This window comes from Acidithiobacillus sp. HP-2 (assembly GCF_015100155.1).
Classification (GTDB): Bacteria; Pseudomonadota; Gammaproteobacteria; order Acidithiobacillales; family Acidithiobacillaceae; genus Acidithiobacillus.
The window spans coordinates 1-15,120 of the sequence record NZ_JACKZA010000011.1 but is presented as its reverse complement, the minus strand read 5'-3'; the positions used below and the strand labels follow the sequence as shown (position 1 = coordinate 15,120).

The window sequence follows — 15,120 nt, the reverse complement described above, 5'->3', positions numbered from 1 at the left end:
TAAAATGAAAATGGAGGTAACGTGGAAGCCACTCAACCCACAGTAACCGGATCGGCCAACCGCGCATTAATTGGCGCAACCATAGGATTTTTTATTGGTGCAGGGTCTGTTTCCCTGTTTGGGCCAACCGCACACATCTTTCTTAAAGCTATGCACCTGTCTCCCCAACAAGTGGGACTATTGGTAGCTATGCCTATGCTCACTGGATCCCTGCTGCGCATACCCTTTGGTGCATCTGTTGACAGGAATGGTGGTCGATTACCCTTTCTTGTATTGCTAATAGCATCCGTTATTGGTATTGCCGGGCTTTATTGGATGCTTCTGACGCTATATCCGAATCAACTTACGGCAAAATACTATCCGATGCTATTAACCTTTGGTGCACTAGCAGGGTGTGGAATTGCCACATTCTCTGTTGGTATTGGACAGGTATCGTATTGGTACTCAAAAAAGAAACAAGGATGGGCGCTCGCCGTTTTTGGTGGACTCGGTGATTCATCACCAGGATTTGTTGTCTTGATATTGCCGGCCGTTATTATGACCGTCGGCCTTTGGGGTGGGTATTTGTTTTCCTTGGCAATTATTATCGTTGGAATAATAATTTATTACCTCATGGGATTGAATGCACCATATTACCAAATCTATAAACGAAACCATGATACTGCTCGTGCTACTGAGGAAGCCAAAAAGTACGGTCAAGAGCTTTTTCCTACTGGCGGGACCTGGCATACGCTCCTTTTATCGGCAAAGCATTGGCGGACCTGGCCTCTAGTTATTCTGTATTTTACAAATTTTGGCGGATTTCTTGCGTTAACTGCATGGTTGCCTATTTTCTGGCAAACGTATTTCCATGTGGGCGCATTTCATTCCGTAGTGCTTACTGCGGTATTTTCATTAATTGCAGCATTTATTCGTGTTTATGGCGGAAAATTGTCTGACGAGATGGGTGGCGAAAAGACCGCAGTTATTTCACTGATTGCATTGCTAGTTGGGTCTGTAATTATGACTTTTTCCAGCTTGTTATGGTTAACCATCATTGGGGAAATATTGGTTGGTGCGGGTATGGGGGTGAATAATGCTGCGGTGTTTAAACTGGTCCCACATTACGTACCAGATGCTGTAGGTGGTACTGCGGGTTGGGTCGGAGGATTGGGGTGTCTTGGTGGTTTCGCAATTCCTCCGATACTAGGAGATATCGTTGCATTAGTGGGTATCAACGGCTACGCCTTAGGTTTCGGTATATATATTATATTATCCATCTTATGTTTGTTATTGGTTTGGTTGCTGTATAGAACCAGAGAAAATCTCACGGCACATCTCAGTCGCTGATATTTCTCGTGATTAAGTACTTTTTCTATCATTCTGTCCGCCACTACCGCTTAAGAACAAAAGAAAATTTTCTCTCTCGTTGAACCATGGTTTTCCTGGCTCTGTGTTAAACTGATTTATTGCTCATTAAATACAGGAGTAGTTTTTATGCGTACATAATGAAAGCGTCGCGAACAAAAAGATCCGACGTACAGTTGGCTGTTTGATTCTTTCTATTATATGGCGCGCTCTAAAATGAAGTGCAACATCTCTAGTCGAAGGCTGACGGAGGTGAGAGATCAGTGAGTTATGCCAGCCGTTCCAATTTGTTTGCATGTGAAACGACGTCTGTATTTCTGAGGCAGCGGGATTATTGCAGTTGAACACTGCACAAATTACATGTGTCTTACGGGAAACGACCTTGAAATGAGGGATTAGAAGGATCTGAAAAAATCATTCAGAACTTTGTCGAAATAAAAGGAGATATCAATCATGAAATATCCAATGATCGCTGCTGCTGTAGGCGCTTTACTGATGGGACCTCTAGTGGCCCAGGCTGATACTATGCCCCATGCGGAGCATTACCAGACAATTCAACAGTTTCTGGAAGCCAGCAAGGTCACCGGGAATATCCGTTCCTACTACGTCAATCAGCTTTATGGCGGTAGCACATTACCCAATAAGTATGCCTATTCACTGGGCGGCATGTTGAAAGTGCAAACGGCCCCGCTCTATGGTCTCAGTGCCGGTGTGGCTTTTTATACGGCCAACAGTCTGGGCGCCAACGATCTGAATGCTCCCGGTTATACCCATCTGGATGCGCTCTTGATGGGGGAAAAAGACAGTCTGAATGTGCTCGGACAAGCCTATTTGCAGTATCAGGATCGCTGGCTGAAAGTGAAAGCCGGCGATATGTTGCTGCATACCCCCTGGATGAATCCGTCGGATGCTTTCATGATTCCAAGCACCTTCCAGGCAGTCACCGTGCAGGCCAACCCCATTCACAACGTGCAACTGATCGGGATTCGCGAGTTTCGTTTCAAAAACCGGATACAGGAAAATTACTACCGAGAAACCCTGCTGAATCAAAATCCCATTTATCCCGATATGCCGGATCATATGGATGGCACACTGGCTTTCGGGATGAAGGCGCATTGGCAGGGCTTGAAATCCAGCGCCTGGTTCTACAAGTTTTATGATTTGGCGAATCTGTTTTACGGTACTGTCCATTATGGAGTGTCCTGCTTGCCCTATGGCTTGAAGCCCTTCGCCGACTTTCAGTATGCGCGGGAATGGGCGGACGGCGCGCAATACGCGGGTCCCGTCAACGCGACCGTATTTGGTGGCATGGTAGGTCTGCAAACGCCTTTGGGCCAGGTTTTTGCGGCTTATGATGATATTCCCGGTCGCAGTCCGTTTTCCATGGGTGGCCGGACTTTGTATAACGGCGGATTTGTTTCTCCCTATACCCAACAGTACAGTGCCGATCCACTGTACACCAGCATCATGGATTATGGGCTGGTCTCATCTTCTGCGGCGGGACATGCCTGGAAGTTTGGCTTTTTGATCCATCCCCTACGGCAATTGCGGATCAAGTATTCCTACAGCATGTATTGTACGCATCCCTACCTGCCGAACGTAGACGCCAACTATCTGGATGTGACCTATACCCCGGGAGGATTCTGGAAGGGATTATCTCTGCGTAACCGTCTGGCTATCGATCATAGCAATCCCTATGCGAACTATCAGGGAACCTTTATTGATGATCGTTTGATGTTGCAGTATGTATTCTGATGTGACAATGGCTTTTCTCCTAAGAAGAGCCAAAACAACGCTTACTATTGATGTATTTGATTAATCTTTTACCGAAACTGCCCATTAACAATGGAGCCTTAAGATGATATGGAATAATTACTTACTAAACAGCCTGCACAGAGTTTGTACTTTTGAGGTATTGAATCAAGCGTTCACACGTAGAAGCAGATCTGCAACGACAATCAAAGCCGCAAAAGAAAAGCCTACGAAATGGCTTATAACCATTCTGCTTTGTTATTCACTATTGCTCAGTTATGGGGTGGCGTGGGCTGCCGATGCGCCTGCTTGGGGCCATGGACCTTACCGAATGCTCTTTGAAGTCGACTCAGCAAAACCATCGGCATGGTCGATGACTCTTGGTGCAGTCGCTCACATCGTCCACAAGGTCGGCATTCCACCTGCCCGGTTGGAAGTGTTGGCCTGGGGGCCTGGCCTGCAAATGCTCTTGAAGAATGCTCCAGATGCCATGGAAATTAACATTTTACAGATGCGTGGAGTCCGCTTCGTAGCTTGTCAAACATCCATGCGTCGACTGCATATTACGGCGCGTCAGTTGGCTCCCGGAGTGAGTGTAGTGGCTGGAGGCATGGCAGAGCTGATGAAACGTCATAATGAAGGTTGGGCCGAAGTCAAAATGTAAGGCCTGGTTGCAATGTTCCCAAAACCTACGTAATCACCACCCCCCTGCCGCTAGCACGATTAAGAATCGTGACGCAGGGAGAAACACAGACGTTTTCCTTCTTTCCCGACGCAAAGGAGTACCTTTATCATGTCACTTTTTGTTACTGCTCCTGACTTTGATGATCCTATTGGTCTACTGCTGGCCTGTCATAACAAAATTTTGAGCCAATGCGAAACACTGGAACAGTTGCCTGCACATCTGGTCAGTCACGGACCAGATGAGGAAGCCAGGCAGGCTGCTGGGCGTGTCCTCAAATATTTCTGTCAGGCTGAACGCCTTCATCATGACGATGAAGAACAAAATCTTTTCCCTCTACTCACTGCTCACCACAATTTTCCAGAAAACCTACGCGCTCCCTTACATAATCTGAGCCTACAGCATCGTGATCTAGAAAAAGCATGGTCAAAACTTTCTCAAGATCTGGAAGCGATAGTGGCCGGAAAAGAAGTTCATCTTTATCCAACCGCTTTCATCACTATGAATCGCGCCCACATTATCCTCGAAAACAATGAAATCTTTCCCGTAGCCCTACAATTGTTGTCGAGAGATACCCTGGTCGAAATTGGTGCGGCCATGCGACCACGTCATGTCGGGCCACACACTTAAAATGTCGAGATACCTGCTCATCCTGGTCAATACAGCATTTCTGCTGCTGACCTCTCTGGCCGTTGTACTCTATTGCTTCATGTATCTGTTACTTTTTACGGCTGCTATCCGATTGCGTTACACGCATCCAGATGTGCCGCGACCCTATCGCGTTCCGGGTGGCCGCAACTGGGGGCTCTGGCTGGTTGCCGGAATTGGCTTTATGACTTCACTCGCCTGTCTGTTTATCGGCCTGATCCCTCCGGGACATATGGCAGAGAACATTTATGCTCCCGCCATGATAGGTGCTTTAATTCTCATGATTCTTATCCCGTTGGGTTGGTATCGCTATCGAAGGCAAATTGTGCCAGCTTAATGGGTTGTAGATCGATATTTAACTCTCTATAAGGAGATTATCCCATGCCATCCTCTCTTTCTTCACAAACCATTTCTTTCTGCACGACCGATAGCGTAAAACTGGAGGCAGATATTTATCCTGCGCAGAATCCCTGGTGTGTGATGGCCCATGGTAAAGCCTACGATAAAAATGCCTGGAAACCCTTGGCTGTGGATATGCAACAGTGGGGATGGACCGTGCTGGCCCCGAATTTCAGAGGATATGGTCTGTCGGAACGGGGAGATAATGCCAGTTATGATCAGGATATCTTGGCCAGCATAACCTATGCACGCAGAGAACGCGCCAATCCAATCGTTCTTTTGGGCGCTTCCATGGGCGGGATCGCCGTTATCGCCGCGCTTGCAGAAACGGAGAAACCCGTGGATGCCGTCATATGGCTATCCCCTGCGGGAGGGGAGGAATATTTGCCACTTCTGGCCAACAAGGCGGCTCATGGCCTGTTGCTTTTCAGTGAAAATGAGGCTTATGCGGCCCCTGCCCGAGAAATCGCGAGTCACCCCCCTTTTCCTATTTCTACGCGTAGCTGGCCCGGCAGCCTGCATGCACACCAACTGTTGAATGATCCCGATTCCGGGCCTGAAGTAAGGACAGTCATTCAGGACTTTTTGGCCAGCCTCTACAATCCAATGCGTCACGCTTAGCGCAACGACTGCTTAATCGACATATTATGGCTGAGACCGCAGGGGCATTGCCGAGATGCGTAAATAAGCTATGAATGGCATGGATACACCAAAGTCGGAAAGCCGTTACTCCAACGAAACGGGGAGCCCACATCTTCTTGCCATTACCATCGCCGTAATGGCTTGCATTATCATGAATGTCCTGGACATCACGATTGTCAACGTGGCATTGCCGCATATGGAGGGATCGCTTCACGCCAACAGCAATCAGATTACCTGGGCACTCACTACCTACATGTTGGCCATGGTTATCGTGACCCCGCTGACCGGATTGCTGGTCGAACGTTTCGGACAACGGCAGCTCATACTGTGGAGCGTGGCCGGCTTCCTGGTCTGCTCGATCATGAGCGGACAATCCCACAGTCTCACGGAAATTGTCTTTTGGCGCTTCATGCAAGGGGCTCTGGGGGCATCGCTCGTACCGGTCGGACAGGCGATTTTGGTAGAAGCCTATCCCCGGGAAAAACGAGGAGTAGCCATGGCAACTTTGGGCATGGGGACCATGCTCGGTCCGATTGTTGGCCCCGTGCTCGGTGGCTATCTTACTCAGGACCTTTCCTGGCGCTGGTGTTTTTACGTCAATATTCCCATTGGCCTCATCGCGTTCACCATGCTGTTGCTATACATTCCCAGTTTCGGCAAAAGCGAGCATCCCCGGCCGATTGATTGGCTGGGTTTTGTCTGGATGGCCATTGGTCTGGGTGCTTTGCAGATGATGCTCAGCCTCGGAGATCAGGACGGCTGGCTCAGTTCGCGTTTCATCATCATTTTGATGCTGCTGGCGGGCATGGGGATTTTGCTGTTTGTACTGCGCTCGCTCAATGTTTCCCATCCACTGGTGAATTTGCGTCTCCTTAAAGATCGCTCCCTGACTCTGGGCAGTGCAGGAATCGGTTTATTCGGCTTGGCGCTTTATGGAACCATGGTGATTTTACCCATCTACCTGCAAGATTATATGGGCTATGAAGCGCAAACCGCAGGACTGGTCATGGCCCCGCAAGGGATAGGCTCCTGGGTTTCCATGTGGATGGCAGGCAGACTACTTAATCACGGGGCCAACCCGCGCTGGATGATTCTGGCGGGAATCGGTCTGGGGGCCACGGGCACCTGGTTGAGCCTCTCCTATAACCTGCAGATAAGTCCTGCCTGGATCATTTGGCCGGGCGTCATCCGAGGCCTCGGTCTCGGCCTGGTATCCATTCCTCTATTCACACTGGCTTTTGCAACCCTGAGCAAAGAACAGACACCCGAAGGATCGGGGATATTCAATCTGATGCGTAATCTGGGAGGCTCTGTGGGTATTGCTATCATTTCCACCATTATGACCGAAGAAGCCCAGGAGGCCTGGAATCAGATGGGTGGACATATCAATCCGTTCAGCGCGGCACTACCCCGCTATATGCGTGATGCGGGATTACATCAGGGAACGCTGGCTTGGCAGGTACTGGGACAAACTCTGGCGCAACACGCAGCAATGCGGGGGATACTGGATGCATTCACGTTCCTTTTCTGGAGCTTTATAGCGGTCATATTGATTGTGTTACTGATGAAAAACAAAGCATGATTGTCAATACATCCCTTCCGGGCGTCACGCGTCGACGATTATGGTCTGTACCGCCTCCGGAATGGCCTTTTGCGGGTGTTTTTCTTCTTCACCCATAGGGTGGCCTCCATGTGCAGGAAAAGCCTCATCTTATCAAATGGATAATCTTATTTCAGTAGGGGTAACTGCTGTTTTTAGGATGAACCGAATTTTCCTCTGTCATTTTCTTGTTCCAATACATGCCTCTGAGCCTTTCTCATCATTAATTGCCTAATTCCATATAAGTCATATGGTTGGAGGTGCATAGATGAAAGCAGAAGCCATGAATTTGCTGCAATGGCAGGCGCGGTTTGGTACGGAAGAGAAATGTGCCGAAGCGCTGAAACAACAGCGCTGGCCCAATGGCTTTCAATGCCCGCATTGTGGGCACGATCAAGGCCACTGGGTAATGTCTCGCAAGGTCTACCAGTGCAATCATTGCCGACGCCAGACCTCTGTAACGGCTGGCACCCTCTTTCATTCCACCAATCTGCCCTTGGTGCAGTGGTTTCTGGCCATCTATCTGATGGTCTGCGACAAAGGTGGCTTGTCGGCCCTGCGCCTCTCCAAGCAGATCGGGGTCTCCTGGATTACTGCGCACCGGATGCTGCGCAAGATGCGCCACGCCATGGCGGACTGGGACAGTATCTACCGCCTGGGTGGATTGGTTGAGTTGGATGATGCTTTCGTGGGCGGACGTCGATCCGGAGGCAAAAGCGGACACGGTGCAGAAGGGAAAACACCGATCCTGGTAGCTATTGAAAGCCGGGATAAGAAGGCGGGTTTCATGGCTATGGAAACCATCCCTTCGGTATCCGCTGGAAATATCCGTCAGTTCGTTCAGCGTTATTTGCTCCCCTGGCAGACTACCCGCACGGATGGCTTGATGGCGTCTCCGGCCTCGTGGCCATAGATATCATTAACGGGTTTGAAGCCGTCCAGACCCGTCATGCAGACTGCCAGGGGCCGATCATGACGTTTGGCACGCGCCATGCCCTGTTTCATCAGAGTTTACAGGAAACGTCGGTTGGGGAGAGCGGTCAGATCGTCGTAAAATGCCATTTGCTTAATCCGATCTTCGGCCGCCTTTTGTGCGGTGATGTCGCGACCGATGATCATGATGCCCGCCCGTTCACCATTTTCTTTGAACAAAGGCAGTTTCCGCGTTTCATAGAACGCCTGATAGCCATCTTCACGGACCATTTTTTCTTCGACAACAATCAGTTGTTTGGCTTGCCAGGCTTTTTCGTCATCCGCTATGTAAGCCTCGTGAATCTCCCGAAAGTCCGGATGCAGTTCCGCCAGTTCCATATCGGTCTTGCCTTTCCATGGAATTCCTTCCAGGTGAAAAAGGCGTTTGGCGGGTTCATTGATGATCTGCCAGCGACCCGCGCCATCCTTGAAAAAAAAACGCATCTGGAAAGACTTCAAGCAGCGCATACAGTTGTTCGCTGAGAGGGGATTGTTGTTGTGTATGTTTGGTAAAAATATATTTCCACATGTTTCATTTTCTCAGAAGTTGCTACAACTCACAATCTGCAGCATATGATTTCCTAAAATGCACCAGTCATAAGGCGTCAGCGTATCTCGTATTTTAGTCACCCAAAAGTCATACCTTATTGATTACTTGTTATTCATACCTCTTAACCCTTCGTGGTTGCCAGGTGGACAGGGGTTTGTTCCATGCACAGATCCATTTTGACGTTTTTGCGCCCGATGGTTAGCAATGCTACGCTGATTCGCGACATGATCGTCTTTTTTATGTTGGGGATTTGATGATAAAAGTACAAATTCTGGTCTCGAAATGGTGCCCGGTTTGCCCGCAGGCTGAAGCAGTATGGAAACAAGCTGCGGAAAAGGTGCCGATGGAACTGCAGGTACTGGATGTGGCGGATCGCGAAGGGCGCGAAATCGTCAGCAATCTGCGCATTAAAACGGTCCCGGCCATTGTCGTGGACGGTGCCCTGAAGACAGTGGGCGCACAGCCTCTGGGCGAAGTGCTGAAAATGCTCGGTGCCCAATGAACACAAGCTCCTGAATGCGCCTGAACAAAGCTTCGGCCACGTTCAGGTCCCATAGAAATGCACTGCAACCTTTTCGGAGAATGCCATGACACCCATAGATCAGATCATGCAACATGACCATGAACGCCTGGATCAACTTTTGGAGCAAAGTGCCCAGGCTGTCCGCCAAGGCGCATGGCAGGAAGCTGCGCAGTTACTGGAAGCCTTCCGCCACGGCATTGTTGATGGTCATATGGTCGTGGAAGAAGGCACCTTATTCCCTGCCTTCGAGCTACAGGAAGGCAGCGAAGATCATCCTCTGACCGCACTACTCCGCAAGGGGCATCAGGATCTGCGGGTGTTTTTTGAAGAAATGGCGGAGGCCATTGCAGACCAAGACGCCGAGACCTTTGACGATCTGCTGAGTACCGTCCAAACCATTCTCAAACAACACGATGCCAAGGAAGAAACCGAACTTTATCCCTATCTGGCTAGCGCATTGGCGGATCAGGGTGAAGCTGCGGGAAAGCGTATTCTCGACTTTGAGGCGGAGGTCGGATCATGAGCGAATATAATGGTTGTGAACTGCCTGAAGACCTGTTTTATGATCTTGATTATGTCTGGGTGCGCCCGGAAGAAGACGGTACGCTGACAATTGGGGTTACAGACCCGGCGCAGACCATGTCGGGCCGCCTGCAAAAAGCCCGTATTAAAAAAATCGGCACACATCTGGAGGCCGGACGGCATGTGGCTACGCTGGAAAGTGGCAAGTGGGCAGGCGGCGTACCCGTGCCCTTTGCCGGTGAAGTCATTGCCCGCAACGAGCAATTGTTGGAAGACCCGCACCTGATCAATATTGATCCTTACAAGGACGCCTGGATTGCCCGCGTCAAACCGGATGATCCCCAACATGCCCTGGACAACGTGAAAACCGGCAGTGAGGCTATTGAAGCACTGGAGGCCTGGATCAAACGCTATGGAGTGCAGTGTATGCGCTGTTCGGAATGAGCCATGAATCAGGCCGCAAGCCGTTTTATGCTCAGCCCGCCTGCGACCTTCCGGACTGGACCTGATTGACTGGGGCGCTCAGGTGGCGGGATGTGTATGCATACGTAGTCGCGGACGATGATAGCGGTCGAATCTCCTCGCGCTACAAACTGACTGACGTTCACCCCGGTGCGGCTAGCCAGATGGATTACGATGAATAGCTATTTACAGATTATCGAAGATGGCCTGACAACACCTATATATCGTTTGCTGACACAATCAATCACTGGCATCTCGGAAAAATAAGGTTGATCAAGAAGATCGATGACCTCTTTACGGCTCTGATCGGATCGAATAGCGGTAATTGGTGTTTTCAAATCGTCGGCCGCTGCAACATTCAAGGTACGCGTCAGCAAGTCCGCAGTTCTTAGATTTTTCGAAAAAATCATACCGGCGAGTTGACCGCTGTGATCCACCACATAGAAATTGTGCGGGGGATCGTCAGTACTCATCAACTTTACAAGGTGGCTGTAGTTGGCAGAGATCGGCACGATATTCTGAAATGACGGCGTGATCAGGTCATCAAATGCAGTATGTACTGGGTGCGTAGAGACTTGCTCAATGAATGGCTCAATACCGGCAGGGCCAGAATAAATAGACCGCTTATCTAACAGGCGAGCAGTGAAAACAGCGGATACTATGGCTAACAGAACAGGAATCATAATGCCCATAGTATTGTGCGTGAGCTCCAGCAGCAAAACTATGGCGGCCAGAGGCGCTTGCATCGTGGCAGCGAGTAAAGCACCCGCGCCAATTACGGCGTAACTTCCAATAGCCGCTCCAGGCCAGATCAAAGACCATAAATCCCCCATTGATCCCCCAACTACCGCTCCATAGGTAATACTGGGTGTGAAAAGACCACCCGGGGCACCACTTCCAAGACATCCTGCCGTCACCAAGGGTTTTAACACGACAAGAGTAAGCATTAGAAGTAAAGGAAGTTGACTATTAAAAGCAAACTCAGTGACATCCTTTCCATTTCCTAAGAGTTGTGGATAAGGAATGGCTAATATCCCAAGCAGGGTAAACATAAGCAGGGGTGCCCACATAAACCATCCCGACTGAGGCTTATGGAGATCCGCCCATATAATGAGACGAACAAACAAAACAGACATAACGCCGGCTAATGGTCCAAATAGGAGCGACCAGCACAGTTCTCCGATATGAAACGTATAAATCGGAAGTGTGTACGTGGGCTGGTCAGGAAGAGTGATCCAGGATACTACAGTAGCAATCAATGCCGTGGTAATGGCGGGCAACAGAAGAGGTAAAGTCACTGAACCCAGCAGGACTTCCAGCGCAAAAAGCGCGCCACCGAGTGGAACATTATAAACCGCTCCCATCCCTGCGCCGGCTCCACAGGCGGCGAGGAAACGCGTCTCTGTCGATGAGAGCCTTCCCCACCGTGAAAGCAGGCTAGCGATTGCCATTCCTACCTGTTTGGGTGCTCCTTCCCTGCCAAGGGAAGCGCCCATGCCGACGATGGTCATGGAAAGTATCGCCTGAGCGATGGTATGCCAAAAATTCACGCTTCCAGATTGAAACCATATAGCGTGAACTACATCACTATTGGCACCATGCGACAATCTGCGTAACAGCCAGACTGCAAAGGTAGCTAATACTCCGGCAGAAATTAATACGCCCAAGCGATGTAAGCCGGAGACATGCTCTGCCGCCACCTGAAAATATCCATGTGCGTAGTGGTAGCTGAGATGTTGAACCGTGGAGAGTAGGAACATCAAAAAATCCGCACCCAACCCAGCACCGATACCAGTAAAAACAATAAGCAGCCAAAATTTTGGACTGAAACTGATGCCTGATGAATCGAGAGTGTGAGCGTGCGGATAAAAAAGTTGCCGCAAAATACGAACAAGTTTATTCATTGGCCCAGATGCAACAATGGTTGGTTATTCTTCAGGACTTCGTTAGTCCGATGATACCATTGCGCACTATTATCAAGATTATTCCATCAAAAATAAGGTTCACCCCGACAAAAATACCGACCAGTATCAGTGAACCTTGCGGCCAGGTGACGATAAAAAGCAACGCAATCAACACATCGATAATACCGCTGAAAAAAAACCAGCCACGTCCGACTCCACTCAACACCTTGGGCCGCGTAAAATTACGGTAAGCGTCAATAAAGAAATACAGAATAAAAAGCAAGCCAATGCTGGCTATGCCAGCGGCCGGAAGGGCTACCATAATAGCTCCGGTTATCAGCAAAAGAAGCGGTCTGAGCCAGTCTCCAAGCCCATGCGCATGCAGTTGGTAGCTATGAGCTATCCATACTGCGCCACCAAGAATAAGAACCCCCGCCAGGATGCCATCAGTTGCTGCGGAAAGAATCACGGGACTGAGCAAGCCGAAAATGCCGATTACAATCAAGATTAAACCTACCACTAAAGTATATTTTCCGAGATAATGTTGTTCTGACTTGATAATCGTCGTTAAATCTGGTGGTGTTGTGTTCATGATGCCATCCTTTTTTAAAATAATGAACAATACCTAAATAAGGAGCAACTAGTGTATGTAAGCAACCGAAATTATGATGCTTAAATTTGATATTCAACCATCTCGAAAAATTTTTCTATTTCCTGTACTATTTACAAATGAATCCTACTACCTATGTGATGATATGTCTACGTTGAAAAGCCTCATATACGAGGCGCATGAAGCAATCCATGGGATGATGCCCAGCGAGCTGCACCATCTGATCCTCTGCAAAGCCATAATCGTGATAGATGTCAGAGAAGCGGATGAGCTATCTCATGGGAGTATTCCGGGTGCTATAGCAATTCCCCGAGGTATCATAGAGATGGCCGCTGATCTAAAATTCAGAGGTCACCACAAATTGCTTGTTTCCGCGCGTCAGATGAAAATCTGTTGCATCTGTGACTGTCCATCTGCAGGAAGATCTTCATTGGCAGCGTTGGCGCTCAAAGAGATGGAATTTGTCGATGTCAGCTATTTAAAGGGAGGGATTCCTCTTTGGGTAGCAGACGGATATAACCTAAATAAAATCCAGACTAATATTTTTAGCGTTAAAAGGAGATGATTATTTTAATTAATGAATTATAAGCCAACTATCAGCTTCAGTTCTACTACACCATGTCGTGGAATAAAGATATTTAAAATACTTGAAGATTAGAAAGATTGTATTATTTATACAGTAAAATGTGAATATTTCTGGTGCTGCCTTCTACTTATATGAGACCAACTATAGCCGCTGTTTGACAGGCATGGTATAAAGGATATTGAATAATAATAATGATTATATGATTATTAAAGAGTTTGCTATTGAGGCGTAGTCGGGAAATATTCTTGATTTTGCACGGCTAGGGATCAGCAATTGTGAATTGCAGCCGCTGATTGATTGGGGTTAGACAGATGATTAGGAAGCATGGACATACGGTAATTAAAACCATAAACTCCAAATATATGGGAGACATGGTCAACGCTCCACTATGTATGGCTTACCTGATTCTGCCCAAGCTTATTCTCAGATCCATCGCCTAAGATGACGAGGGAGCTCTACTTTCTATTAGAAAAAAAGTTATTCAATTGTTAACCATGGTGAAACTTTATGATTGCATTGACATTAGGCCAAAATATTGATTGCATCCTGGCTGGTGTGATCGTAGGGTTTTCCTTGGGACTTATAGGTGGTGGTGGCTCCATTCTGGCGGTTCCGTTGTTGCTCTATTGGGTCGGTGTACACAATCCTCATCTGGTTATTGGCACGACGGCGCTGGCTGTGGGTATCAATGCTTTCATCAATCTGATTCCACATGCGCGTGCTGGTAATGTTCGCTGGGCAGTCGCTATTCGTTTTACTATCGCGGGTGTTATTGGAGCTTTTGCCGGTGCTGAATTAGGGAAGGCGATCAATGGAAAATACCTATTGATTCTCTTTGCTCTGCTCATGCTTTGGATTGCCTTAACTATGTATCGAACACGAGATAAGCAGCCTGTTGCGCATAAAACATGCGAGCGGCATGCTTGTGTATATTTTTATGGCGGTGGTACTGGCATTTTGTCAGGATTTTTTGGGATTGGCGGTGGTTTTCTCATTGTTCCTGCACTGATGCGTTCTGGGCGCTTGCCTATTTTGAATGCCGTCGCTTCCTCATTGTTAGCTGTGGGGGCCCTAGGTACAGCGACTGCCATCAGCTATTCGCTGAACGGCCTCGTAGACTGGCGTATTGCTGCAGAATACATAGCTGGGGGAATATTGGGAGGATGGTTGGGAGCACTGAGTGCAGATAAACTGGGACAGCGTAAAGCGGCGTTGAATGATATCTTTATCGGTGTCATAGTTTTGGTAGCCATTTATATGTTATACAAAGAAATAAATTTTTTCATATAAGTTAACTGATTAGCACAGCGATTCCGTTGCATGGGTAACCGGTAACTGAGCGGTGTATCTTGCGGGGAGAGTGAACCATTCCGGGGGCTCCCCCCCTATGCTGTTTCCTTTGATGTTGCCTGCTCATCCGTGCTCATCCCAGGGAACCAGCGGATGAAAGTTTTCCGTAGATCATCATTCAGGACCCGCACCCTTGTTTGCGGCAACAAATGCGCACCACTTTGGGTCCACCATACAGATCAGTATGGACGGTCGTGGCCGAGCTATAGTCAAATCTGGTGTATGAGCATTTTCTGACATAGATCAGGCGGCGGTCTGTTGATCATCCGGCAGGGTTAGGTTAGCCGGTATGCCATCGATAAATTTCACCCCTGCAAAAAGCTGCAGGACTTTCTCTGGAGCATAAATCCCAATCCAGCGTTTTTCAGCCTGCTGCAGCATCTTGAAACCCAATCCCAGAAAGCTGCTGCGTGATACACAGTTCTTCGTCCGGGTAGTCCGGTGGCGTACCGTAGCGAAGGTGGACTCAATGGCATTGGTGGTCCGGATATGCCGCCAGTGTTCGGCCGGAAAATCATAGAAAGCGAGCAATTCAGCCCGATCTTTTTCCAGTTTAGCCACAGCCTTGGGA

At 48.6% G+C, this 15,120-nt stretch carries 17 protein-coding genes and 1 pseudogene; 13 read left to right on the top strand and 5 right to left on the bottom strand.

Features of this window, described 5'->3' with window-relative positions; genetic code table 11:
• Window positions 1-21 precede the first annotated feature (21 nt).
• The 8 genes and pseudogenes from H7F11_RS09915 to H7F11_RS09880 all read left to right on the top strand — a co-directional run.
• Window positions 22-1,329, top strand: coding sequence for an MFS transporter (locus tag H7F11_RS09915; RefSeq protein ID WP_193640075.1), 1,308 nt, complete (start codon window positions 22-24; stop codon window positions 1,327-1,329).
• A 471-nt stretch (window positions 1,330-1,800) separates the two neighbouring features.
• A complete protein-coding gene (locus H7F11_RS09910) occupies window positions 1,801-3,102 on the top strand; it encodes an OprD family outer membrane porin (RefSeq protein WP_193650717.1) in 1,302 nt (433 codons plus the stop codon).
• 103 nt (window positions 3,103-3,205) lie between these two features.
• Window positions 3,206-3,763: a DsrE family protein gene (locus H7F11_RS09905; protein WP_193639970.1), complete on the top strand. Its 558-nt coding sequence runs from the start codon at window positions 3,206-3,208 to the stop codon at window positions 3,761-3,763.
• Window positions 3,764-3,892: 129 nt separating this feature from the next.
• Window positions 3,893-4,411: a hemerythrin domain-containing protein gene (locus H7F11_RS09900; protein ID WP_193639969.1), complete on the top strand. Its 519-nt coding sequence runs from the start codon at window positions 3,893-3,895 to the stop codon at window positions 4,409-4,411.
• Window positions 4,392-4,766 (top strand): amino acid permease, encoded by a 375-nt coding sequence (locus tag H7F11_RS09895; protein ID WP_193639968.1) that lies wholly within the window; start codon window positions 4,392-4,394, stop codon window positions 4,764-4,766. Before H7F11_RS09900 ends, H7F11_RS09895 begins: the two co-directional genes overlap by 20 nt.
• A gap of 44 nt (window positions 4,767-4,810) precedes the next feature.
• Complete coding sequence (locus tag H7F11_RS09890; protein ID WP_193639967.1) at window positions 4,811-5,449, top strand: alpha/beta hydrolase; 639 nt, start codon at window positions 4,811-4,813, stop codon at window positions 5,447-5,449.
• Window positions 5,450-5,528: 79 nt separating this feature from the next.
• Window positions 5,529-7,052, top strand: a complete 1,524-nt coding sequence (locus H7F11_RS09885; protein ID WP_193650716.1) for a DHA2 family efflux MFS transporter permease subunit — start codon at window positions 5,529-5,531, stop codon at window positions 7,050-7,052.
• 286 nt (window positions 7,053-7,338) lie between these two features.
• Window positions 7,339-7,962: pseudogene (locus tag H7F11_RS09880) on the top strand (IS1595 family transposase); the annotation flags it as partial.
• Here the strand turns inward: H7F11_RS09880 and H7F11_RS17270 are convergent.
• Window positions 7,917-8,021, bottom strand: a complete 105-nt coding sequence (locus tag H7F11_RS17270) for a hypothetical protein (RefSeq protein WP_413541262.1) — start codon at window positions 8,019-8,021, stop codon at window positions 7,917-7,919. The pseudogene H7F11_RS09880 and the gene H7F11_RS17270 sit on opposite strands and share 46 nt — an antisense overlap.
• A gap of 60 nt (window positions 8,022-8,081) precedes the next feature.
• Window positions 8,082-8,510: a PAS domain-containing protein gene (locus tag H7F11_RS09870; protein ID WP_193640824.1), complete on the bottom strand. Its 429-nt coding sequence runs from the start codon at window positions 8,508-8,510 to the stop codon at window positions 8,082-8,084.
• A 335-nt stretch (window positions 8,511-8,845) separates the two neighbouring features.
• On the opposite strand from H7F11_RS09870, the gene H7F11_RS09865 reads away from it, so the two are divergent.
• From H7F11_RS09865 to H7F11_RS09855, 3 genes are all read left to right on the top strand, one after another.
• Entirely contained in the window at window positions 8,846-9,094 is a 249-nt protein-coding gene (locus tag H7F11_RS09865) for a thioredoxin family protein (protein WP_227485409.1), read from the top strand.
• An 85-nt stretch (window positions 9,095-9,179) separates the two neighbouring features.
• On the top strand, window positions 9,180-9,638 hold the full coding sequence (locus H7F11_RS09860) for a hemerythrin domain-containing protein (RefSeq protein WP_193650715.1): 459 nt from the start codon (window positions 9,180-9,182) through the stop codon (window positions 9,636-9,638).
• The gene (locus tag H7F11_RS09855; protein ID WP_075323963.1) at window positions 9,635-10,081 is read left to right on the top strand and encodes a glycine cleavage system protein H; all 447 of its coding nucleotides are present in this window, start codon (window positions 9,635-9,637) and stop codon (window positions 10,079-10,081) included. The genes H7F11_RS09860 and H7F11_RS09855 overlap by 4 nt, the downstream gene beginning before the upstream one ends.
• 200 nt (window positions 10,082-10,281) lie before the next feature.
• Here H7F11_RS09855 and H7F11_RS09850 read toward each other — a convergent pair whose 3' ends face one another.
• Window positions 10,282-12,003 (bottom strand): chloride channel protein, encoded by a 1,722-nt coding sequence (locus tag H7F11_RS09850; protein WP_193640899.1) that lies wholly within the window; start codon window positions 12,001-12,003, stop codon window positions 10,282-10,284.
• Between the two features lie 31 nt (window positions 12,004-12,034).
• Window positions 12,035-12,595, bottom strand: a complete 561-nt coding sequence (locus H7F11_RS09845; protein WP_075323965.1) for an HdeD family acid-resistance protein — start codon at window positions 12,593-12,595, stop codon at window positions 12,035-12,037.
• A gap of 73 nt (window positions 12,596-12,668) precedes the next feature.
• On the opposite strand from H7F11_RS09845, the gene H7F11_RS09840 reads away from it, so the two are divergent.
• Both H7F11_RS09840 and H7F11_RS09835 read left to right on the top strand, forming a co-directional pair.
• On the top strand, window positions 12,669-13,178 hold the full coding sequence (locus tag H7F11_RS09840) for a rhodanese-like domain-containing protein (RefSeq protein ID WP_193640898.1): 510 nt from the start codon (window positions 12,669-12,671) through the stop codon (window positions 13,176-13,178).
• Between the two features lie 528 nt (window positions 13,179-13,706).
• Window positions 13,707-14,489 (top strand): sulfite exporter TauE/SafE family protein, encoded by a 783-nt coding sequence (locus H7F11_RS09835; protein WP_065980292.1) that lies wholly within the window; start codon window positions 13,707-13,709, stop codon window positions 14,487-14,489.
• Window positions 14,490-14,792: 303 nt separating this feature from the next.
• On the opposite strand, the gene H7F11_RS09830 is transcribed toward H7F11_RS09835, so the two are convergent.
• A partial coding sequence (locus H7F11_RS09830; RefSeq protein WP_193658125.1) for a transposase occupies window positions 14,793-15,120 on the bottom strand: 328 nt, incomplete at its 5' end.

Bases quoted from the DNA above. Each gene is read 5' to 3' on its own strand.
- H7F11_RS09910 (WP_193650717.1), top strand. From the start codon at position 1,801: ATGAAATATCCAATGATCGCTGCTGCTGTAGGCGCTTTACTGATGGGA.
- H7F11_RS09905 (WP_193639970.1), top strand. From the start codon at position 3,206: ATGATATGGAATAATTACTTACTAAACAGCCTGCACAGAGTTTGTACT.
- H7F11_RS09900 (WP_193639969.1), top strand. From the start codon at position 3,893: ATGTCACTTTTTGTTACTGCTCCTGACTTTGATGATCCTATTGGTCTA.
- H7F11_RS09895 (WP_193639968.1), top strand. From the start codon at position 4,392: ATGTCGGGCCACACACTTAAAATGTCGAGATACCTGCTCATCCTGGTC.
- H7F11_RS09890 (WP_193639967.1), top strand. From the start codon at position 4,811: ATGCCATCCTCTCTTTCTTCACAAACCATTTCTTTCTGCACGACCGAT.
- H7F11_RS09885 (WP_193650716.1), top strand. From the start codon at position 5,529: ATGGATACACCAAAGTCGGAAAGCCGTTACTCCAACGAAACGGGGAGC.
- H7F11_RS17270 (WP_413541262.1), bottom strand. From the start codon at position 8,021: ATGACGGGTCTGGACGGCTTCAAACCCGTTAATGATATCTATGGCCAC.
- H7F11_RS09870 (WP_193640824.1), bottom strand. From the start codon at position 8,510: ATGCGCTGCTTGAAGTCTTTCCAGATGCGTTTTTTTTTCAAGGATGGC.
- H7F11_RS09865 (WP_227485409.1), top strand. From the start codon at position 8,846: ATGATAAAAGTACAAATTCTGGTCTCGAAATGGTGCCCGGTTTGCCCG.
- H7F11_RS09860 (WP_193650715.1), top strand. From the start codon at position 9,180: ATGACACCCATAGATCAGATCATGCAACATGACCATGAACGCCTGGAT.
- H7F11_RS09855 (WP_075323963.1), top strand. From the start codon at position 9,635: ATGAGCGAATATAATGGTTGTGAACTGCCTGAAGACCTGTTTTATGAT.
- H7F11_RS09850 (WP_193640899.1), bottom strand. From the start codon at position 12,003: ATGAATAAACTTGTTCGTATTTTGCGGCAACTTTTTTATCCGCACGCT.
- H7F11_RS09845 (WP_075323965.1), bottom strand. From the start codon at position 12,595: ATGAACACAACACCACCAGATTTAACGACGATTATCAAGTCAGAACAA.
- H7F11_RS09840 (WP_193640898.1), top strand. From the start codon at position 12,669: ATGATGCTTAAATTTGATATTCAACCATCTCGAAAAATTTTTCTATTT.
- H7F11_RS09835 (WP_065980292.1), top strand. From the start codon at position 13,707: ATGATTGCATTGACATTAGGCCAAAATATTGATTGCATCCTGGCTGGT.